Consider the following 20,243-nt stretch of genomic DNA (forward strand, 5'->3'; position numbering starts at 1 on the left):
CGATGATCTGCGGGGAGAGAAGCGGTCCATCTTTCGATGCCGGGTCTCGCAGCTTCCGCCGTCGACTCAGACTGCCAGTCCGGCGTGACGGCGGCATGGCTGGTCAGTCCGTCAGGGCTCGCCGGAATGGCAACATCCCGGCGAGCCTTGCCAACCGGATGCCCGGAGTGGCGGGCTAAGCGAGCCGCGTTGGCGGAGTTATTCCAGCGGCCCGTCCAGGTGGGCGCCGCAGGTGCCGCCGGATTCGTCGGCCGCGGATACCACACCGCGCATGCCATAAGAGGTCATGATGCGGTAGAGCGTTACCCGCGAAATGCCAAGTTCATCGGCGGCCTCCCTGAGCCGGCCACGGTGGCGCAGCAGGGCGGCTTCGATCGCGTCGCGTCCGGCCGCTTCCCGCACCTCGGCCAGCGTTGCCCCATGCCCGGCGGGCGGCGCCTCGAGTTCGAGATCCGCGGGCGTAAGCCGCCTGCCTTCGGCCATCACAATGCCCCGCCGCACCCGGTTAATCAGCTCGCGCACGTTTCCGGGCCAGCTGTAGCTGAGCATCGCCCCGATGGCCGCCGGCGTAAAACCGCGGATTCTGTGCGGGCTATCGGTGCCGAACCGGTGCAGGAAGTGATGGGCGAGCAGTTCGATGTCGTTGCCGCGTTCGCGCAACGGTGGTTCATTAATACGCAGCACGCACAGACGGTGAAACAGATCCGCACGAAAGCTGCCCTCACCCATCGCGTCTTCGAGATTCACGTGGGTGGCCGAAATCACCCGCACGTCGACCGAAACCGGAACCTGTGCGCCAAGCCGTTCGATCTGGCCTTCCTGCAGGAAACGCAGCAGGCCCGCCTGGGCCTCGGACGGCATGTCCCCGATCTCGTCAAGAAACAGCGTGCCGCCATTCGCGGCCTCTACCCGGCCGGTCTTGCGTGCATTCGCGCCCGTGAAGGCGCCCCGTTCATACCCGAACAGCTCCGACTGCAGCAGATGCGGCGGAATTGCGCCGCAGTTGATTGCGACAAACGGTGCGTGGCGACGCGCCGAGCGCTGATGGATGGCGAGCGCGGTCAGCTCCTTGCCGGTGCCCGTCTCGCCTGAAATGAATACGCTGGCGTCGGTCTTCGCGACCCTGCTGACCATGCGGAAAAGCCGCTGTATTGCGTCGCAGGTGCCGAGCATGCCGTCACCTGCCACGGCGGCTCCGGGTGCCGCCGGGCCGTCCGTACCGTCAAGCGCCGCCATGCCGAGCGCATGGCCGAGGATCTGGGTGATGCGCTCATGCGGTACGGGCTGCGTCACGTAATCGAGACAGTAGTCGCGAATCAGGCGACGTACGGCGGGCCCCATCACCTGATGCGTGGCGGTCAGCGCCACCCAGCCAACGGCCGGCTGGCCCAGGCAGGCTTCGAGCGCGACATGCTCGCGCGGTGGAAAACTGTCGAAACTGACCAGACCGGCGGCGGGGCCAGTGCTCCGGATCGCAGCTGCGGCGCTCGCGACCGTCTGTGCCACTGTGACATTCCAGCCGCCAGCGCGCAGATGCGCGACCAGCGCCTCGTCCGCCGAGCGCGCAAGATAGATCAGGGGCCGCCGGACATTGCCCTGCAGCGCGGCCCCCGCTTCAGCACTGCCGCTGATTCCGGCGGCCGGAAGTGATTTTTGCATGGCTCATCCAGCGTGGCTTCACAAATGGAACATCATGTACGGCAGGCGCGCCGGTCAGCCCGGCGCTGACCGCGCTTTCTCAACCGCCTGCTGGCCCGTGCGGCTCGCGCGCAGCATCGCGAGCACCTCCTCGGGCGCGGCCGGCTGGCTGAAATAGAAACCCTGGTATTCATCGCAGCCCATCCCGTCGAGCTGGCTCACCTGCCCGGGCGTCTCCACCCCTTCCGCGGTGACCTGCAGATTGAGCCCTTTCGCGAGCGCCAGGATGGCCGCCACGATCGCCGTGTCGTTCGCATCGGAGTCGACCTCCTTCACGAATGAGCGGTCGATCTTCAGGCGGTGCAGCGGGAAGCGCTTCAGGTAGCTCAGGCTCGAGTAACCGGTCCCGAAATCGTCGATCGACAGGCGCAGACCGAGTCCGTGCAGCCGTTCCATGATCGCCAGCACGTGGGCCGAATCGTGCATCAGCATGCCCTCGGTGAGCTCCAGTTCGAGGTACACGGGATCGATCCCGGTCTGCCTGATCACCCGTTCGACGGTCTCGGCCAGATCGTTCTGCCAGAACTGCCGCGCGGACAGGTTCACAGCCATCACGACCGGCTCGAGACCGTCCACCTGCCACGCCACCTGCTGCCGGCAGGCCTGCTGCAGCACCCATTCGCCGACCGGCAGGATCAGTCCGCTGTCCTCGGCGACCGGAATGAATTCCGCCGGACCGATGTCGCCGAGTTCCGGACTATGCCAGCGCAGCAGGGCCTCGACGCCGGTCACCCGACCATGACGCGCGTCGGTGCGGGTCTGGTAGTGCAGCGTGAGTTCATTGCGCGCGATCGCGTGCCGCAGGTGCCGTTCGAGCTTCAGGCGCCTGGCGGCGGCGGTGCTCAGCGCTTCGGTATGGAAATGATAGGTGTTACGACCCGCGGCTTTCGCCTGGTACAGCGCCAGATCGGCGTGCCTGAGCAGCTCGTCGGTGCCATGATTGTCGGCCGGATACAGCGTGATGCCGATGCTCGCGCTGATCACCAGTTCGCAGCCACCGGCGATGACCGGCGCGCGTACGGCCTCGAGGATTTTCCGGGCGACCTCTGAAACGTGGTCAGTGCCACTCACCTGCTCGAGCAGCACGGTGAATTCGTCGCCGCCCAGGCGCGACACCGTATCGTTATGCCGCAGCGTCGCCTGCAGCCGCGTGGCCACCTGCTGCAGCACCTCGTCGCCAACGCCGTGCCCCAGCGTGTCGTTGATTTCCTTGAACCGGTCAAGATCGAGAAACATCAGCGCGACCTGGTGGCCGGCGCGATCGGCATGCCGGGTCGCCTCCTCCAGACGGTCGAGGAAGCGCTTGCGGTTGGGCAGGCCCGTCAGCACATCGAAACGCGCGAGCTGTTCCAGTTCCTGCTCCACGCGGCGGCGCACCGCGAGTTCGCTTTGCAGGTGCTGGTTGCTCGCGTTGAGTTCGGCGTTGGCCTGCGTGAGTCGCTGCGTCATGGTATTGAACGCTTCGGCGAGCTGGCCGGCCTCGTCGCGTGAGGTCACGGAGACCGGCGCGGCCGTCCTCCCCGCCGCGATCTCCAGCGCCGCGCGCTGCAGGTCGCGCAGCGGACGCGACACCGATCGCCAGATGGCCAGCGCAATGAGCGCCGCGACCAGCCAGCCAGCGAGGGCCGCCGCCCCAACCTTCCTGAGCGAACCCAGCGCGAGGGCGCTCATCTCCGCGGCCAGCGGCGTGTACTCGAACACGAGTGCGCCGGCAACCGCGTCACCGGCATCGTGCACCGGCACGACCACCTGCATCAGGCCGCTCGGATGCCGCTCGTTCAGTTCGACAAAGGTGCGCGGCTGTCCATCGCGCAGCGTCTGCTCGACCGGATCGTCCGGCGCCAGCTTCAGCGCGATGCCGACATCCGCGTGCTTGGCATCGGCGACAATTACCCGGTCCCTGTCAATAATTTCGAGGTCGCGCTGGTCGATCCGGTGGACGTAGTCGACGATGTCCTGCAGTGCGGCGCGATGGCGAGGCGCCAGCGGACTGTCGGCCCGGCCTGACTCCCGGGCTGATTCCCGGTCACCGCCCGCCACCGTGCCCTGGTAACTCATCAGTTCGGCGAGCGTCATCGCCACACGTCTGGCCAGCTGCTCGGCAGAGGTCTGCGCCGCCCTGCGCAGCTCGACCACGCCCACCGCCGCGACGGCGGCGGTCAGCAGGAAGACCGCGATGACCATCGCCATCAGCCGGACCCGGATACTGATCCTGAATCGCATGGTTTGGTGCTCCTGACGGCTGGCCGGGCGGCGCATCATGAGCCGCGCGCTGGCAGCGCATGCGTGAGGGGCGGCTCGCTGCCGACGGCATCCGGCGATAGTAGCTGTGCAGGTTCATTGCACGCAACTGTGCGTCGTGATCGCGGGGCCACCGTGTCCGTCGGCGTCGTGCCCGCCGGTATCGCGAGCCGGAACACCGACACCGCCTCCTTCAGGCCGTGCGTCTGCTCCTCGAGCGAGCCAGCCGCCGCTGCCGCCTGCTCGATCAGCGCCGCGTTCTGCTGCGTGACGTCGTCCATCTGCGCGACCGCGCGGTTCACCTGCCCGATGCCGTGGCTCTGTTCGGCGGAGGCCGCCACGATTTCGCCCATCGTGTCGGTCACCTGCCGGACGGCCTGCACGACCTGGGCCATCGTCTGGCCGGCCTGCCCGGCGAGCTGCGCGCCGTCGTCCAGCTGGCGGACCGACGTTTCAATCAGCGTCCTGATTTCTCTCGCCGCCGCGGCGCTGCGTTGCGCGAGTGCGCGCACCTCGGCCGCCACGACCGCGAAGCCCCGCCCGGCGTCCCCGGCACGCGCGGCTTCGACCGCAGCGTTCAGTGCCAGGATACTGGTCTGCGACGCGATGCCGTCGATCGCACCGGTGATGCTCCGGATCTGTCCGGCACCGCCAGCCATCCCGTGCATGGTGGTCACGACCTGACCGACGATGTCGCCGCCGCGCATCGCAACCGCGCAGGCATGACCGGCGAGTTGCCCGGCTTCGCGCGCATGCCCGGCATTCTGCGTGACCGTCGAAGTCAGCTGCGCCATGATCGACGCGGTCTCTTCCAGCGAGGCGGCCTGCTCCCCGGTGCGCTCCGACAGCGCAAGGTTGCCCTGGGCGATCTGGCCTGCGGCCACCGAGATGGTTTCGCTCGACGACTGGATGCCCTGCACGATGCTGGCGAGCCGCTCTTTCATCGATCGCATCGCATGCAGCAGGCTGCCGTGATCGTCAGGCCTGAGTCGCACGTCGATACCGAGGTCGCCACTGGCGACCCGGCCGGCCACGCCGACCGCATAGGCCGGCTCACCCCCGATCTGGCGTACGACCATGCGCGTCACCGCCAGCCCCAGTGCGACGGCGAGCAGGCATCCGCCCGCGGCCAGCACGATGATCAGATGCGAGATGTGCGTGGCCAGTTGCTGGACGCGCTGGTTGGCCGCGTTCGCGGTCGCGGCGTTTTCCGCACCGATCGCGTCGAGGAGATGCCTGAGCTCGTTGTAGGCCGGCAGCACGTCGCGCAGCAGCAGCCGGATGGCTTCGTCACGGCCGCGAGCATCGAGCACGTCCGTCGTCCGCCCGACGGCGGCCATGTAGTCGGGCCAGCGGGCATCGAACTGGTCGAGCAGCTCCCGCGCGGCGGCGGTGAGTCGGGTTTGCCGGTGGGCACGGACGGCATCCAGCACCACCTGCGCGGACGCGGCATTTTTCTGCCCGATTTCACGCCGGCGGGCGGGATCGCTTTCGACCGTCAGGTTGTAGATCCGCCGGTAGTGGTCTGCGGTGGCCGTCGAGGCGGCGCCGAACGCCCGCACCGGCGTCAGGTTGTCCGCATACACGCTTTCGGACATGGCGCCCAGCGAATGGATCTGGCCGACGGCGACCAGACCGATGACGACCGCGACCAGCGCGGTGAGCGTAAAACTGGCGATCAGCTTCGTCGCGAGACGAAGGTTCATGAACCACGGCATGGCGGGCCCCTCCCGGTAAAGCGAAGTCGGAATCTCTCGGCCGTCGTTGTCGGGACACTCCCGCGAGACGGCGGGCGCTTTTTTTTAACCGCGCCTTACCGGATTAACGTCCGTATCTGTCTGACCTTTATTTGGCCCCGAATCATTGGGGCGAATCCGCCCAGACTGCCTATAACGCCGGTAGGAATTCCAGCTCTTTCTTTTACTTGTACGATTACCACTCCGAGCGGGCCGCGCTTCTCTAAATTTATTGATTGCTCTTCCTGTTTACACCGTCTACCTCATTCGGCGCAGTACGGAATCGGGCCACCCAGGTAGCCGTCGTTGCACGCACCGATGAGGCGGCAGTTCTTTGAGCTGCCAGCATATTTTCAGGGAACGGTTCCGGAACAGGATTACGGCGGTCTGCGGTTGACAGGCGCGCCCGCGAAATACTGCGGACGCTGAACATTGTTGCCTGCTTTTATTGGCGCAATTCCGGGGCATCCTGCATTGCTGCCTGTAACTTCTGCACGGCGTCAAGCGTCGCGCGCTGCGCCGCGAGACCGAAGTTGCGCTTGAATTCGCCGAACTCCGCATGGCCGTTACCGGTCACTTCGTGCTTCGTCACGAGCTTGCCGTCTGGGTCGGTCACGGTGCAGATGAGCGTTACCGAGAAGTCGGTCGGCGGCCACGTCAGCAGGCTCGGCGATGAGGAAGTCGTCGAGATCGTCGGTATTACAACGTAGTTCAGGCTCTTTGACCGGAAGGTTGCCTGATCAGGCGCTGTATTCAACTTCACAACGTTGGTGAACACGTGGCTGAGTTCCACGTAGATTGGAAGCTCGAGATCGCGGTAAGGCTTATACGTCACCTTATCGCCGCCGCCACCAGGCGTGATGACTTCCTTCGTACGCAGTTCATCGGTAATGATGAGCCCGATCGTCTTGTTGATCGGCGCCGCGCTGGCCGTCGAGGTTGCGGTAAATGCTGTCGGGTCGCCGGAGATCGTGATGTCGTGGGCGCAGCCCGCAAGTGACGCAAGTGCGCCAGTGACGACGATCGCGCGGATAAGGTGTATCGGCTTCATGATGATTTTTGGTCTTTGTAATGGAAGGAAACTACTGGATGGCTTTCATGAATGCGGGATCCGCGTAGAGCGAAGCGAGCAGCTTCTGCACCACGAGCGGGTACTCCTGCGTTGCCTTCGGGATCGCAATTGCGGCGGCGAACGACGACTCCCAATGCGTCGTCGCGCTTTTCACGCTGTCGTATCGCACGTCGGCGCCCCGTTTTACGATGAAGCGCGCGGAAATCGTGCCCGTGGCCGTACCGATGCCGGCGTCAACGTTGTTCTTCAGCAGCACTCCGCTTAGTACCACTTTTGCGTCCGGCGACAACACACCCGCGATCCCGAATTCCTGCTGGACGGCGCTCAACAGATACCGGGCGAAAGAATCGCCGACGGGTGAGCGCATCCGGTTCGCGCGCAGCTGCACGGATGTGTGATCGCCGTCGGCTTCATCGTTGGTGAAGGTGCCGACATGCACCGCCACTGGAGACGCGTTCCTGAGCACCTGGATGTTGTCGACTGAAGCGGCGTAGGGCGACGCAGTGACCGAGCACGCGGCGAGCGTGGCAATGGGGACGAGAAGGAGGATCCTTCGCAGAACAGGCATGGGGGTCATCCTCTTTGTTATGGTCGAAATTAAATAGCCGGCCTCTCCCAATTCCCGGACAAAGGCGGTTCCCCGTGTTATCGGCAGATCCGCGCGAAAATTTATGAAGAGGTCATTCTGTTTTTCATCGAGGGCAGATGTGCTGGCGAGTATGCAGCAGGCATCGGCGGGTTATTTCCCATGTATCGTCGGCGATCGAGTCGGGCTACCAGCCGCCGTTCCGGGAATCCTCCCGATTGTGGACGATGACTGAAAGCACCTGGATCTTGCACCGCTTGCCCGAGGTTTACTACGACGGCCCAGTTACTACACTTGGCAAGGGGTGGGCGCGGAAATCACGTACGCGGCCTTCTCAATTGTTTCCACCCAGTACTTGCTGTTGGAAAAAGACTCCGATGAAGATTCTGTTCGTCACAAGCGTAGCGGTTATCACGCCGGATCCCGCAGAGGGCCGCAGGTTATTTGTCGATACCTTGGGGTTGCCACTCAAACATCCCGAAGGCGACGATTATTATTTCAGCGCGGACATCCCGGGCAGCAGGCATTTTGGCGTCTGGCCGCTCTCTCAAGCCGCCGAAGCTTGCTTTGGCACACGGGAATGGCCCTCTGACCGACCGGTCCCACATGCCAGTTTCGAGTTTGAGGTCGCTGACAAAGGAAGCGTTGTGTCCGCCGCAAAAGAACTGCAGTCCAGCGGATACGCGCTGCTGCATGACGTCCGCACGGAGCCTTGGGGGCAGACTATCGCAAGAATACAAACGCCCGAGGGAGCGATTATCGGGATTTCATATGCTCCATCGCTGCATGAGAGCGACAAGGTTGGCTGACGGAACTGCTGTGAACTGCCTTCGACGCAAACCGCCGTCACCCTCGAAGCGACGCGAAGTGCCCGGCCCCAGTCGCCGCACTCCTTACCCCTGCCCTTCAACAAGGGGCCATCCCCCGTCAGTCGTTTCGATTCTTTCCACGCAATAACGCCGCGCTATGACACCGCGAAAAAATGCGGCTTGAGACCGCCATGACAGCGCCGCCAGTCGCAGATACTTCGAGCAGGAAACCGCGTCGAATCCAGCCCCGTCGGTTTCATACGCAAGTCGCTACAACGACCCGCTCCAGCGAAAGCTCCCGGTCAAGCCGGAGTGCTGAGACCGGGACACGCCGCTGATCGGCTGCCCTGCCTACGATGGCACTGTCGATGCACGCCTCTGACGCCTGACGAGGCGTTTCTTCACGCAGCAAGCCGACGTGGTCCAGGCGACAGCCGGCCACTGTGGCAATCCGCGGCTCTGCAAACAGCAGGTATCACGTCGACCTCACGGACCGTTGCTTCATCCGGGTTGGGAGCCGGCTCTTTCGCGAACCCGAAGCTGACCTGCTGGCACTACCCTGGCAGGGCGGATACGCCGACGCACGCAGCGAGCACGATACCGTAGACAAGATAGACCGGCAGCTTCAGCCGGCCTAACGCCACCAGCGCGAAGCCTGCGGTGAACACACAGGCCGGTTGCAGCGGGACGCGCGTGGCGATATGGAGCACCGCGACCGCGAGAAACGCCGTTGTCACTGCGCGCAGCACGCGCATGCCCCGTTCGAAGCGTGCGTGCGTTTTCACGCGTCGCAGATGCCGTTGCGCCAGCACGACGAGGCAACCTGACGGCACGAAGAGAGCGCAAGTTGCCGCGATCGCGCCCGGCCAGCCCTGAATCAGGTAGCCGAGGAATGGCACGACGTTCAGCAGCGGGCCGGGCGAGATCGGGGACAGCGCGAACGCGACGTGGTAGTCGCTTTCGGTGAGCCCGACAGCCGGTGTGACGAACAGGCTCTTCAATACCGGTAAGGCAGAGAATCCGCCGCCGAACAGGGTCATTCCAGCCCCAGCCAGGCGCGGCCATAGCAGTGCCTTCTCCCAGGGACCCGGAATCTGCAGCGCGAAAAGGCCGATCGTCGCCACGAGCGCCGCAAGCGGCCACTGCGCCCGATCTGCCTCAAACCTTAAACGGTCGGCGCGGGCACCGCCTTTACACCAGCCGAGAAGGAAGGCGAAGGCAGGCAGCGCGACATAGACCGCCGGATGGTGCAAGAGCGCGAGTACGGCGGTGGCGGCGATGGCTGCGCTCTGTTCAAGACGGCCGCGCGCCAGCATGCGCGTCTGCCTGAACCAGGTCACGCCGATCAACGTCGCGAGAACGACGTTGAAATGGCCAAGCAGAGCGGGCGAGGCGATCGTGCGAATCCACAGCGACCGGTAGAAGATCGCGAAAAATGTCACCACGACGAAGAAAGGCAGTACGCATGCAGCGCCCGCTACCCATGCGCCGCACCGGCCGCGTAATGCGTAGCCAAGCTGCACGGCCACGTTACAGCCCACCGGACCGGGTGTCATCCACGCGAGCGCGACCAGGTCGGCGTACTCGGGCTGCGTCAGAAGTCCGCGCCGCTCGACAAAGTGCTGTTCGAGCTGCGCCATGAGCGCGAGCCCGCCCCACGACAGTGACGACAGCCCGCTCACGACCCAGAAGAGTCTACACAGCGATTCCCCGGCCGGGCCGGCAGACGCGCCACCCGTTGTTGTAACCGTTGAGCCAACCGACATAATTGCGTCAGCTGGGCCGCCCGGCGTGCAGAAGCTGGATATCCGGCAGCATTTTTATCATCTTGATCCGATACTTCAATTGTCCTCACCGGTCATGGGCCCAACCGGCAGTCACGCACGCGTGGGCCGCCGCCGGCTGCCGGATTCATCGGAAAGCGTCTCCGACATCCGCTGGCCATGATCCGTTTTCACTTGCCGATTCTGCCGTGTCTTCACACGTGCCCAGCGGCGTTGGCGGCGACAACAGCACGCCGGCTGACGCGATTATCCGGGAAAGAACGGCGACACCCTGTTCCGGCCAGTGGCCTTGGCGGTATACAGCGCCTCGTCAGCGGCCTTGATGACCGCGCTTACGTCGCCGTCCCGCTCCGGCATCCAGCTCGCGGTGCCGATGCTGGCGGTGACACGCCCGTATTCGCTGCCCGCGTGCTCGATCGCCAGTTCGCTGATCGCTGCGCGGATCTGCTCGGCGATCTTCACGGCACCCGCCGGCGCAGTATCGGGCAGTACGACGACAAACTCCTCTCCGCCATAGCGTGCCGCGCTGTCCGCGGGCCGCCGGATGTTCCGGCCAATACAGTGCGCGACGGCCGCCAGCGCGTCATCGCCCGCCTGATGGCCATACGCATCGTTGTAGGCCTTGAAGCGGTCGATATCGACAAACAGCAGCGAGAACATGGTGCGCGTGCGGCGGGCCCGGCGCCACTCCTGGTCGAGGATCTCGCCCAGCGTGCGGCGGTTGTGCAGCCCGGTCAGGCCGTCTGTGCGCGCGAGCAGCTCCAGTTCCGATTCCGCGCGGACCCGGCGCCGCAACTGCGCGCCGAGCAGAAACGCCAGCCCGATGAATCCCAGTGCAAAGACGACCATCAACGAGCCGATCGTCAGCGCGCGCTGCCGCCAGGCCGCGTAGATGTCCTGCTCGGCTTCAGCCACCATGATGATCAGCGGCAGGTCCGGGAAATTCCTGAACAGGTACAGGCGGCGCACGCCGTCGATCGACGCGGTGTCGGAAAAACTGCCTTCGGGCGCCGCACTGAACTGGCGGAACGTGCTGGCGTGGCTGATATCGCGTCCGATGGTGCGCACATCGTACGGCTGGCGCATGATCATGATCCCGTTGCGGCCGATCAGGGACACGGCGCCGTGCGGCCCGAGGGACAGTCCCGCGAACAGCCTGCAGAAATACTCGAGGTTCACGGCGATCATTACAATGCCGGCGAACGAGCCATCCGGATTGGAAAGCCGTCGGCTCAGCGCAATGCTGGGTAATCCATTGCGCAGCCGCGACCGGTAGGGATCGCTGATATAGAGGCCGGCGTTCGGATCATCCCGCTGGACCGTGAAGTACCGGCGGTCGGCGAAATTGCCCTGGCGCGGCACGTCGCTGCCGGAATCGACCACGATATTGCCCCCCGCATCGAGCACCAGCATAGAGCCGAGGTCTTTCGCGGTGGCCGCGCGATCGAACAGCACCTGCCGGCGCAGTTCGGGCGGCAGCGCCAGCACCTGGGGATCGTTCATGCCGTCGCCGGCAGCCTGCAGCGACAGCGCGTACAGCTCGAAATTCCGCTCAATGTCCCGTTCGGCGATCAACGCAAGGTTGCGGGAAGTCTCGCGGGCGCGCTCCATCGCGTCGAGGCGTCCCTGGTACAACACCGTCGCGCATAAACCAATCATCACCAGCGCGATGAAAGTCCCCCCGCCGATGATCGCGTGCGGCGCCACCCGGCTGTGCCACAGGCGGACGGCCATGGACGCAAGCCGCCGGTTCGTTTTCGTTGCGGTCTCCACCCTACCCCCAAAAATTCCGGCAATACATCCGGCCGCAAGTCCATCCCACGCGCCGGCGCCGACGTACCGCCGGACTCACGCGAGCCAGATGCGACGGCTGACAGCGCCAGCGATTCTACCGCCTTACCAGTGTCTGATCGGCAATCGGTCTGTTTTCTTGAGCGATATCATGTACTTGAATATTCTTTCTATCGAAGAGTGATTGACATGGATCAAGGACGGGCTGGCCCGGCCATGCAATACCGGCGTGGACAACCCGGCGGGTCGCAGGGGTCGCGCACTTGTTGCCAGCTGGGCTCTCGGACCAGGCCTCACGCCTTCGTACCCAATAAGCCACTACGAGGGCCCCTGTAGACGAACGAGACTGAAGTGCCCGTACAGGTGCGAAGATCGATAGCTTCCGCCCCTGCGGCGGCGCCCTGCCTTGCGCTTGAAACATCATCACCGGGTGATGGTGATCTCCTCGAAGTCGTCTTCTTCCTGTTAAGGCAAACCTGGTTTCGCTTTGCCGGTGTCGCATGTGGTACCAGCGCCCGCCAGGCCGGGAATGATTCCCGGTTAACCGGTCGCAGTCCGTACGTGATGTTCAGCGGCCCGATCCGCGCGCGACGTTCGTCCGGAAAGATTCATGCAGAGATTGCGCACGCATGGCCCACCGTATTGCAGATGAACGATCGCGGAGTTGTGTGGGCACCAAGCGGCGACGCCGCTCTCCCCGATCTGCTCATCACTGACTGGCATATGCCGGGCATGGACGGTCCCGCGCTCTGTCGGGCTTTTCGCGAAGACGCCACGCTTGCCCCTGTGTCGATCATCCTCGCCGTGACGCGACAGCGATGCGCGATCACTTTCTGCAAAAACGCCTGGAAATTATGACGCTGCTTGCCGCTATCTCGGGACTTCTGGACCGCCTTGCTGGCCCCGTGCCGTCAGCGAGACCTGGCCTCCGGGTAGGCCGCTGCAGCAGTTTCGAAAGCTGGATGGACATGCCCGTTGGCATCGCCCGTGCCTATTTGTTGGCCCCGCAGGATGTGAGGGCGATCGCCGGCGATTGCGCACTGGACGCGCGCGCAATCATGGATAACACATCGGCGACGCCATTGTATGCAGCCGATTGCGGCGCCAGTGGATCTTTCCATGACGACGGAGACCCAATATGTCGTTGGCCACACAGGCGCGCTGGTCGCCACAGTCGCAGCGTTCCCCAGGCGACGGAAAGGCTTCGAACGTTCCACCTTCAAATTTCGCCCGCAACCCACGTCTTTATCACCGACTGGACCGATGCACGCCTGGTGCCGCTTGACGCCGGACGCTCTGATCCGGGCAGGAACCTGCATGCCCAAGGTGTTGCGCATGCCTGGCGCACAATAAAAAAACCGGCGCGTCGCGCCGGCTGAAGTTCGGACCTTCGTTAGGCTTGTCCGAAACAGAGAAGACTCCATCGTACCGTGCGCACCGTATTTCCGATCGGTTGAACAGAGGCGTTATTGCCCGGCAATTGAAGACTTTCGTATCACGCCGGCTTGTGCCTTATTGACTCCCAGGGGCGCACGCCGTTGGTGTTTAATCAGGCTACGTCGACATGCACAAGCTGACATCTTGCGTTGGTTCATTGGCGTACGGACCCGTGTATCGTCTGGCCCTTCGACCGGGGGCGTTTGGGCCGTGCCCTGAAGAATTAACCATGCCCAAGCTGCCAGAATATACCGGCGAACAAGGCCTTGACGGTCTCTCGCTAATACCGGCTTTCATGCGCCTCCGGGTAGGCATAACCCTGGCCGCTCGTGTTGCGGACATCACCGACGCATTGTGAGAAGTATCCGGAGTGTCCGGTTGAATTGCGCCGGCCTTTCGAGCCAGGGAATACCCACGGGTACATGGTTCGGAATCGCAGGCTTTCAGTCGGTCAAACCGGGCGGTTCGGTGCCCGCCCTGTATCGACCCAGTGCTTCCCAATTCACGTTGGTGTTCGCCGCCACAATCAGAAAGGCGATTCAGATTCTCTCGAGTAACATTTTCCGTTCCATAACGCACCTCTTCAAACCCGCTCTCCAGATTTTCCCGGCCATACCTGACACCGCATTTGCGTTCATGAGAATCTTGTTTGTCGCATCGAGGCGTCTCTGCCGCCTTGAGCGCGACATCTTTTTTCCTTCACCTACGGGATTTGAAATGGACCGCATCGATTCAGTCGTTCTGACTCAAAATACGGGTTATACACCGCTCGGAGAACGCCTTAACAGGAGCATCGTAAAGAAAACGGAAAGATTGCCGTTTACGGTAAAAGTGGCAGGCAGTCTGGCGGAACTCGACAGAGCCGTCGAAATGCGCCGCGCCGCCTATGGGCGCCACCTGCCGGAATTCGCCGGGACCATGGGCGTCGAAGCGCTGGATGCCGCGCCCGGTACGATCGTGCTGCTCGCGCAGTCGCGCCTGGATGGCGGCCCGCTCGGCACCATGCGGGTGCAGACGAACGCATTCGGTCCGCTGGCCGTCGAACAGTCGGTCCGCCTGCCGGAATGGCTGCGCCAGGCGCGACTCGCCGAAGCGACGCGGCTCGGCGTCGCGCGCGGGGCGATCGGCCGGATGGTGAAGGTGGCGCTGTGCAAGGCGTTTTTCATGTACTGCGCCGAGAACGGGGTCGACTGGATGTTGATTACCGCCCGTTCACCGCTCGATCGGGAATACGAAGCGATGCTGTTCGAAGACGTATATGGCCAGAACGAATTCCTGTCGATGACGCACGTTGGCGGGTTGCCGCATCGGGTGATGGCGAAACCGGTTGACTGGGTCCGTCAGCGCTGGGCGAGGGTCAACCATCCGTTCTTCGGATTCTTTTTTGAAACAGATCACGTCGACATCGACATCAGCGTTGCATCGACTAAGTACGAAGCCGGCCACGGCATTGGATGCGACAATCCGCAGGGAAGCGATTCACTCCATGCGCAGTCGTTGAGCGAAGCGTAAGGCAGGCTGTCCGCCCGGGGGATCCGGGCGGACAGCCAGGCCGGTGGCGATCAGTGCAGACGTATCTGCGCTGCTGGCTGTCTGACTTTGCGACTATCGCAGCATGGCAATGAAACCGGACGCCATCGGAGAAGGGCAGCAAATGACAAGGAATAAGTGGGCGTTTCGGGACCGGTTGACCGGCTGGGCTTTCCAGCGGTTCTCCGTGTACGTCGCGCCCTTTGTGATTGTGCTTGGCAGCCTCGCCGTCATGCTCTGGGCGCCACGCCAGTTCGATACGACGGGGACGGTCCAGCTCAGCTTCCCTGCAATTGCCGATCCGTCGGCGACATTCTCACCCGCCGATGCCATCGCCCGCCTGCGCAATACCGCGCCCACGGCACGTTTCGGCACCCATCTGGCGGAAACGCCCTTCTGGTTCATGTTCACCGCGCCTGTGCCGGGCAGTGAAAGCGCCACATTCATCGACCTGCCATCGCGGCATGCGCAGACGCTATCCTGCTGGCGGGCGGGCCCCGCCTTGACGCTGCTCGGCATGGGGGACCGCCACGGCACGAGCGGCGGGATCCGCTCCAACAAGGCCGGCTTCGTCCTCAGGCTCGACGGGCGCGCCCTCCCTGCGCAGATCGTGTGCCGCGGCACCTTCTCCGGACCCGCGTATATCACCGCTTCCGCATTGAGCGGCGACAAGCTCGAGGTCACCACCCTCGATTTCCACCAGAGTGCCTCGCTGATCACCGGTGGCCTGCTGACGCTCGCGATCTTCGTGTTCGTTACGGCGATCATCAATCGCGAATGGACTTATGTAATCTTCGCCGCATGGCTCGTCGGCAACCTCCGGCTGACGGCCAACGCATTGGGCTTCGACACCGAATGGCTGGGCCGGCTCATCCCGCCCGATCATATCGCGCTTGTGCGGCAATTCACGTTCGCTGCCTATTACGTGCTGACCACGACGCTTTTCGTGGAACTGTTTCGTCGCGAGCTGAAAGCAATCGGCCTGCGCTGGAGCCTGCACGCCGTGCGATACGGCGGCTGCGTGCTGATGGTCGCCGCATTCACGATGGATTACGCACACTTCATTCCCGTGCTGTGGGCGAGCGCCACCTTCTGCATACTCGTGCTGACCTACTTCCTTGTGCAGTTGTTTATCAAGGCGCGCTCACGCACCGTGCTCTGGTACGTCGCGTCGATGGCTATCGTGCTGTTCGCGACGCTGTCGGAGGTGCTCGCCGCCGCGCTTGGTGTGAAAGCGCTCGCAGGTACACATAGCCCTGTCGTGACGGCACTCTCGTCGAGTATGCTGTGCGCGTTCGCCATCGCCGAACGCGTGCGCGAAGAGCGCGAGCGCCGCCGGCAAATGCAGACCGAACTGCGCAACACGTATGACGTCACGCCGATCGGCCTCTTCACGCTGAACGGGGACAACTGCTTCGTCCGCGCCAATCCGGCGCTGCACACGATGCTGGGCCTGTCTAATCACGGCTATGCCACGCATCGCTGGGCCGACTATTTCGCGCCGGGCGCCGAGCGCGTCCTTTCCGGCCTGCTGGAGCGTGACAACTCGGCGTCGATTGAAATCGATGGCGCAGCCGGTACCAGGACCGACGCGCGCCGCTACTCGCTGCGGGCGATTCGCGCGAACGGCTTCATCGAAGGCTCGCTCGAGGACGTGACGGACCGTTCGAAAGCGGTAGAGCGGCTGCACTATCTGGCGGAGCATGATCCGCTCACCGGCCTTCTGAACCGGCGCGGCGTCGAGCATGCAATCGGCCGGCAATGCTGCGAAAGCGGCCCATGGGCGCTTGCCTATCTCGACCTCGACCGGTTCAAGGTGTTCAACGACCTGTTCGGCCACGGAACGGGCGACGAAATCCTGCGGCATGTCGCCGCGCGGCTCGTCGAACGTCTCGGCTCCCACGTACCGATCGGGCGCATCGGCGGTGACGAGTTCGTGTGTGTGTTTGCTGGCATGGCGATCGACGATGCCATCGCGTGCTGCAGTGAGCTGGTGACCGCGTTGAACTCCGCACCGTTTCATGTCGACACGCGCGCGTTCCAGGTCAGGGGATCGATCGGCATAGTCGAGTGCTCACAAGGTGAACGGGTGCTGGACGCCCTCGCCTATGCCGACCGCGCATGTCGCGCTGCGAAACGCGGCGGCAATGCGCGACTCGTCGCATTGCGCAAGGGCGCGCCGGCGTTCGAGGAACGCGCCGCGGAGATCGATCTGATAGAAGCGCTGGGACAGAGCCGACTACCCGAGGGGCTGTTCCTCGTGATGCAACCGATCATGTCGATGCGCACGCCAGCAGAAGCGCTCGACTTTGAGGTACTGCTGCGTCTGCGCACGCCGGACGGCTCGGTGACGACGGCCGCGAAGCTGATCGCCGCCGCTGAGGACTCCGGCACCATCGTCGAGATCGACCGCTGGGTGCTTTCGACGGCGCTAGCATGGCTCAGCGAGAACCGCGCATCGCTCTCCACCACCCGCTTCGTGTGCGTGAACCTGAGCGGCGGGTCACTTAATGACGAACGCTTCCTCGACGAGCTGTTCGTGCTGTTCTCGCGCCACGAGGACGTCGTCCATTACCTGTGCATCGAAATCACCGAGAGCGTCGCGCTGCACGATCTCGAGCATACCGAGCGCTTCATCACGCGCGTGCATGACATGGGCGCAAAGATCGCAATCGATGATTTCGGTGCGGGTCACACATCGTTGCGTTACCTGAAGAAGCTGCCGGCCGATGCACTGAAGATCGATGGCGAATTTGTGCGCACGATGTGTAACCATCCGGCCGACATCGTGATCGTCGAGGCGATCATCAACCTCGCACGCAATCTTGGCATGCGCAGCATCGCCGAATGGGTCGAAGACTTCGAGACCTTACGCGCGCTCAAGGAACTGGGTGTCGACTACGTGCAGGGTTTCGCGATCGCGAAACCGCAGCAGGCCGCGAACATTCTCGCGGCCTCTTCTGCAGCGAGCTTCGTGACTAACGCCGAGATCACACGATATCTGGAAACAGAGCAGCCGCTGGACCGCAGCGCTGTTGGCCAGCGCATGAAGTCCGAAAGCGCGATCTGATCCAGCTCACCGCCTCCGGCCACTGGCGCCAGTTGCATTCTTCGCGCGCGCTTGGTTCGCAGCCTCGGGGCGGTTCTCGCGTGGTCCATGCCTCCATCCGCGTCGCGTACCTCCCCATGGGAAGAGTCAGACCGGCAAACGGGACTCGGTTCGTCAGGCCCTCGCCGACCTTGGCGACCCCGGGTATGTCGTACCGATCCTCGTCGTGGTGAAGATCCTGGCTGTGGCCGCGATCCTCTCTCGCGTCGGCGTGGCCCTCAGCGACCTCGCCTATGCCGGCACGTTCTATCATCTGCTGCTGTCAGCTTCGGCGCATATCAATGTCCGCAAGCGCAGCGGCGCTGTGCCCACAGCCGTGGGCCTGGTGCTGCTCGTCGCGGCGTTCCTCACGCAGAACGCCGCTCGCGAAACGCCGTCGCCCTATGTCCAGGCCGCTGCGGAGCACCGTATGGATTCTTATCTGATGAAAATCGACGTGGCCCGACTCAACGCAAGAGTCGCTATTAGCATGTCCATTAAGGTCGGGTATCACCCCTCGGAGGTAGCGGCCATTGTTCAGCGGCTGAACCTCCTGCCATGTGTACCGTGACCTCTTTGCACTTCGCCGACGTGCGGTGTGGCCCGGTGCGCCTGGCGGGACAGCCGTACCGCATAAATGAGGGCCGACGCCCGGTCGCTACCCGGCGCCCGCGCAATGCCCCTCGCTAGGCGGGCTACTCGGAACCGGACCGGGCGCCTTCAGGAATTTGCGGCATCGCTGGCAAGCGGTGGCGGCAGCTATCGTCTTTCCGCGCGCTCAACGCTTTCTGTACGCCATTCGCCGAGCCTGGCCGCGGTCGTGAGCATCCTCAGGGTGAGCGGGACGCGCACGCTTCCGTTCCGCCGCTCCGATGTGAACTTCCTCACCAGCCGGACAGGCCAGGGGCCCTTTACCGGAAAGTAGCGGCTCCTGTCATAGTCCCCCGGCTCAATTCCGAACCTCAGAAAGAAAAGATCAACGAAATGGTCGGCGTCATCGCTCCGTATATGGAGATCTTCCAGCCGCGTCTCGGGCGTGATGATTTTCTGCGCCGGTTCGCGCAACTGCCTGCGCACGAAACCCTCGACTTCGTACCACATCAATCTTTTCATCGAAACCCCCGACCCCAACAAACGGTCTATTTTTAGAAGCAATTCTATAGACGAACGTAGAAACCCAGAACTAATAAATAGGGTAAGTGATCGTTTAATCTGGAGGCTGGGATCGGCCGGAGGAGACCCTCGGATACGACCCGGATCTATGAGCGCGCCTGCCAATAATCTCAACGCGCTGCCAGTGCCGTATGCGAATGGCACCGGGAAAGTGCGACCTTTCCCCCGCATTCACCCTTCTGCTATGCTTGTTCCGTCTGAGGTATCCAGGTAGCGGTGCTAATGAAAGCCAACAGCAAGAAGGGAGGCGACGAGTTTGTCAGATCGCAGTGACCCGTCTCGCGTCTGGATGGTTCCCGATCACGCCAGCCTCCAGGACGTTCTCCTTCAATGGTGCGAGGATGCCGGCTGGACTCTGTTGTGGAACTCGGAATACAGCTACCCGATCCGGACTGACAGGTTTACGGGCAGCTTTATCCAGGCTGTGGATGCGCTCTTCGGGAGCATGCGCGGTGTCACGCCCGGCGTGCGTCCGGTGCTTTACATCAACAGCCAAACTGTGGTCGTTGTAAACGACGCCAGCATGGAGTGAATATCCTCGTAACACGCAACTGTCGGATCCCGGCGAGCGCCGTTTGCGAGACGGGCGGACTTGTCGTTTGGCTAATGTGTCGGGTATCCGGCCTGATGTGTGAAGCTACTGGTTCGAGTCACTGCACCGAGAACTGAATGAGCCCGGGCCGTCAGATTAAAGGTGCTCGTGCCCGGACGTCGGCTTTCCAACACGACAAGCTGGCGCTCAAACAGGGCGTCCAGGCCAGCGCGGTTCATGCCTACCAGACGCGGTGCCTGCTCCACGAGCCTGATTGCGAAACCCTGTGAGCTGAGCATGCCTGTTTCCTGGAAACTGACAATGACGATATTGGGTGGATAAAAGACGGTGCTTCAGCGGTACAGTGGGACTATCTGCAGTTGGGCATCACGCAACCGCGCTCTTTCCTTGCCAGCGACTGTACGCTGGTCTTCCCGCCAAGGCTTGTACCGACGCAGACAGTCGCCAATGCCTTTCCGTGCTTCGTCAGTTGCGCGACCATCCCAGCGTCGATCTACCTCAAACACGATTTGTCCATTACGATCACCCACGGCAGCGATACGATGGGATAAGCGGGTTGTTCAGGAACATCGTCAAACGCTGCTGCCACGTTTGTTCGACACACGTGCAACTTGCGGATGATCGATCTGATCGCCGCCGAACGTGCCTGAATTGCCGTCCTGGCGATGCGGATGTTTCCGTCGCGTTTTGCGCCGGTACAACTCGAGGTCCTCGGCTGTACGACAATCGCTTTCCCGCTCCGATG

The 20,243-nt window shown here is 63.2% G+C and carries 14 protein-coding genes and 1 pseudogene; 7 read left to right on the forward strand and 8 right to left on the reverse strand.

The genetic code is table 11. The features are described 5' to 3' along the window. Positions 1-198: 198 nt before the first annotated feature. The 5 genes from ACOCG7_RS34590 to ACOCG7_RS34610 form a co-directional block, all read right to left on the reverse strand. Positions 199-1,659, reverse strand: coding sequence for a sigma 54-interacting transcriptional regulator (locus ACOCG7_RS34590; protein ID WP_421380822.1), 1,461 nt, complete (start codon positions 1,657-1,659; stop codon positions 199-201). A 54-nt stretch (positions 1,660-1,713) separates the two neighbouring features. Continuing rightward, positions 1,714-3,921 carry a putative bifunctional diguanylate cyclase/phosphodiesterase gene (locus tag ACOCG7_RS34595; protein WP_421380825.1) on the reverse strand — a complete coding sequence of 736 codons (2,208 nt, stop codon included), beginning with the start codon at positions 3,919-3,921 and terminating at the stop codon, positions 1,714-1,716. 35 nt (positions 3,922-3,956) lie between these two features. Then, on the reverse strand, positions 3,957-5,657 hold the full coding sequence (locus ACOCG7_RS34600) for a methyl-accepting chemotaxis protein (RefSeq protein ID WP_421380828.1): 1,701 nt from the start codon (positions 5,655-5,657) through the stop codon (positions 3,957-3,959). 463 nt (positions 5,658-6,120) lie between these two features. After that, positions 6,121-6,726, reverse strand: coding sequence for a hypothetical protein (locus tag ACOCG7_RS34605; protein ID WP_421380831.1), 606 nt, complete (start codon positions 6,724-6,726; stop codon positions 6,121-6,123). A gap of 31 nt (positions 6,727-6,757) precedes the next feature. Beyond that, positions 6,758-7,315, reverse strand: coding sequence for a hypothetical protein (locus ACOCG7_RS34610; protein WP_421380834.1), 558 nt, complete (start codon positions 7,313-7,315; stop codon positions 6,758-6,760). 395 nt (positions 7,316-7,710) lie between these two features. On the opposite strand from ACOCG7_RS34610, the gene ACOCG7_RS34615 reads away from it, so the two are divergent. Beyond that, positions 7,711-8,142 (forward strand): VOC family protein, encoded by a 432-nt coding sequence (locus ACOCG7_RS34615; protein WP_421380837.1) that lies wholly within the window; start codon positions 7,711-7,713, stop codon positions 8,140-8,142. A 554-nt stretch (positions 8,143-8,696) separates the two neighbouring features. Here ACOCG7_RS34615 and ACOCG7_RS34620 read toward each other — a convergent pair. Both ACOCG7_RS34620 and ACOCG7_RS34625 read right to left on the reverse strand, forming a co-directional pair. Beyond that, a complete protein-coding gene (locus tag ACOCG7_RS34620; RefSeq protein WP_421380840.1) occupies positions 8,697-9,908 on the reverse strand; it encodes a chromate transporter in 1,212 nt (403 codons plus the stop codon). A gap of 264 nt (positions 9,909-10,172) precedes the next feature. Further along, a complete protein-coding gene (locus tag ACOCG7_RS34625; protein ID WP_421380843.1) occupies positions 10,173-11,660 on the reverse strand; it encodes a sensor domain-containing diguanylate cyclase in 1,488 nt (495 codons plus the stop codon). Positions 11,661-12,068: 408 nt separating this feature from the next. Here ACOCG7_RS34625 and ACOCG7_RS34630 point away from each other — a divergent pair, with 408 nt between their 5' ends. The 5 genes and pseudogenes from ACOCG7_RS34630 to ACOCG7_RS34650 form a co-directional block, all read left to right on the forward strand. Next, entirely contained in the window at positions 12,069-12,575 is a 507-nt protein-coding gene (locus tag ACOCG7_RS34630) for a response regulator (RefSeq protein ID WP_421380846.1), read from the forward strand. Next, on the forward strand, positions 12,536-13,096 hold the full coding sequence (locus tag ACOCG7_RS34635; protein WP_421380849.1) for a hypothetical protein: 561 nt from the start codon (positions 12,536-12,538) through the stop codon (positions 13,094-13,096). The genes ACOCG7_RS34630 and ACOCG7_RS34635 overlap by 40 nt, the downstream gene beginning before the upstream one ends. 436 nt (positions 13,097-13,532) lie before the next feature. Continuing rightward, a complete protein-coding gene (locus ACOCG7_RS34640; RefSeq protein ID WP_421380852.1) occupies positions 13,533-14,666 on the forward strand; it encodes an N-acyl amino acid synthase FeeM domain-containing protein in 1,134 nt (377 codons plus the stop codon). A 142-nt stretch (positions 14,667-14,808) separates the two neighbouring features. Continuing rightward, the gene (locus tag ACOCG7_RS34645) at positions 14,809-17,754 is read left to right on the forward strand and encodes a putative bifunctional diguanylate cyclase/phosphodiesterase (protein ID WP_421380855.1); all 2,946 of its coding nucleotides are present in this window, start codon (positions 14,809-14,811) and stop codon (positions 17,752-17,754) included. A 136-nt stretch (positions 17,755-17,890) separates the two neighbouring features. Beyond that, a pseudogene (locus ACOCG7_RS34650) lies at positions 17,891-18,199 on the forward strand (DoxX family protein); the annotation flags it as partial. A 332-nt stretch (positions 18,200-18,531) separates the two neighbouring features. On the opposite strand, the gene ACOCG7_RS34655 reads toward ACOCG7_RS34650, so the two are convergent. After that, complete coding sequence (locus ACOCG7_RS34655) at positions 18,532-18,873, reverse strand: DUF1493 family protein (RefSeq protein ID WP_421380858.1); 342 nt, start codon at positions 18,871-18,873, stop codon at positions 18,532-18,534. A 361-nt stretch (positions 18,874-19,234) separates the two neighbouring features. Between ACOCG7_RS34655 and ACOCG7_RS34660 the strand changes: the two genes are divergently transcribed. Then, on the forward strand, positions 19,235-19,477 hold the full coding sequence (locus ACOCG7_RS34660; protein WP_421380861.1) for a TcpQ domain-containing protein: 243 nt from the start codon (positions 19,235-19,237) through the stop codon (positions 19,475-19,477). Positions 19,478-20,243 lie beyond the last annotated feature (766 nt).

This window comes from Paraburkholderia sp. DD10 (genome assembly GCF_049177125.1).
Taxonomy (GTDB): domain Bacteria; phylum Pseudomonadota; class Gammaproteobacteria; order Burkholderiales; family Burkholderiaceae; genus Paraburkholderia; species Paraburkholderia terricola.

Coding starts and splice junctions, on each gene's coding strand:
- ACOCG7_RS34590 (WP_421380822.1), bottom strand. CDS start 1,659: ATGCAAAAATCACTTCCGGCCGCCGGAATCAGCGGCAGTGCTGAAGCG.
- ACOCG7_RS34595 (WP_421380825.1), bottom strand. CDS start 3,921: ATGCGATTCAGGATCAGTATCCGGGTCCGGCTGATGGCGATGGTCATC.
- ACOCG7_RS34600 (WP_421380828.1), bottom strand. CDS start 5,657: ATGCCGTGGTTCATGAACCTTCGTCTCGCGACGAAGCTGATCGCCAGT.
- ACOCG7_RS34605 (WP_421380831.1), bottom strand. CDS start 6,726: ATGAAGCCGATACACCTTATCCGCGCGATCGTCGTCACTGGCGCACTT.
- ACOCG7_RS34610 (WP_421380834.1), bottom strand. CDS start 7,315: ATGCCTGTTCTGCGAAGGATCCTCCTTCTCGTCCCCATTGCCACGCTC.
- ACOCG7_RS34615 (WP_421380837.1), top strand. CDS start 7,711: ATGAAGATTCTGTTCGTCACAAGCGTAGCGGTTATCACGCCGGATCCC.
- ACOCG7_RS34620 (WP_421380840.1), bottom strand. CDS start 9,908: ATGTCGGTTGGCTCAACGGTTACAACAACGGGTGGCGCGTCTGCCGGC.
- ACOCG7_RS34625 (WP_421380843.1), bottom strand. CDS start 11,660: ATGGCCGTCCGCCTGTGGCACAGCCGGGTGGCGCCGCACGCGATCATC.
- ACOCG7_RS34635 (WP_421380849.1), top strand. CDS start 12,536: ATGCGCGATCACTTTCTGCAAAAACGCCTGGAAATTATGACGCTGCTT.
- ACOCG7_RS34645 (WP_421380855.1), top strand. CDS start 14,809: ATGACAAGGAATAAGTGGGCGTTTCGGGACCGGTTGACCGGCTGGGCT.
- ACOCG7_RS34655 (WP_421380858.1), bottom strand. CDS start 18,873: ATGTGGTACGAAGTCGAGGGTTTCGTGCGCAGGCAGTTGCGCGAACCG.
- ACOCG7_RS34660 (WP_421380861.1), top strand. CDS start 19,235: ATGGTTCCCGATCACGCCAGCCTCCAGGACGTTCTCCTTCAATGGTGC.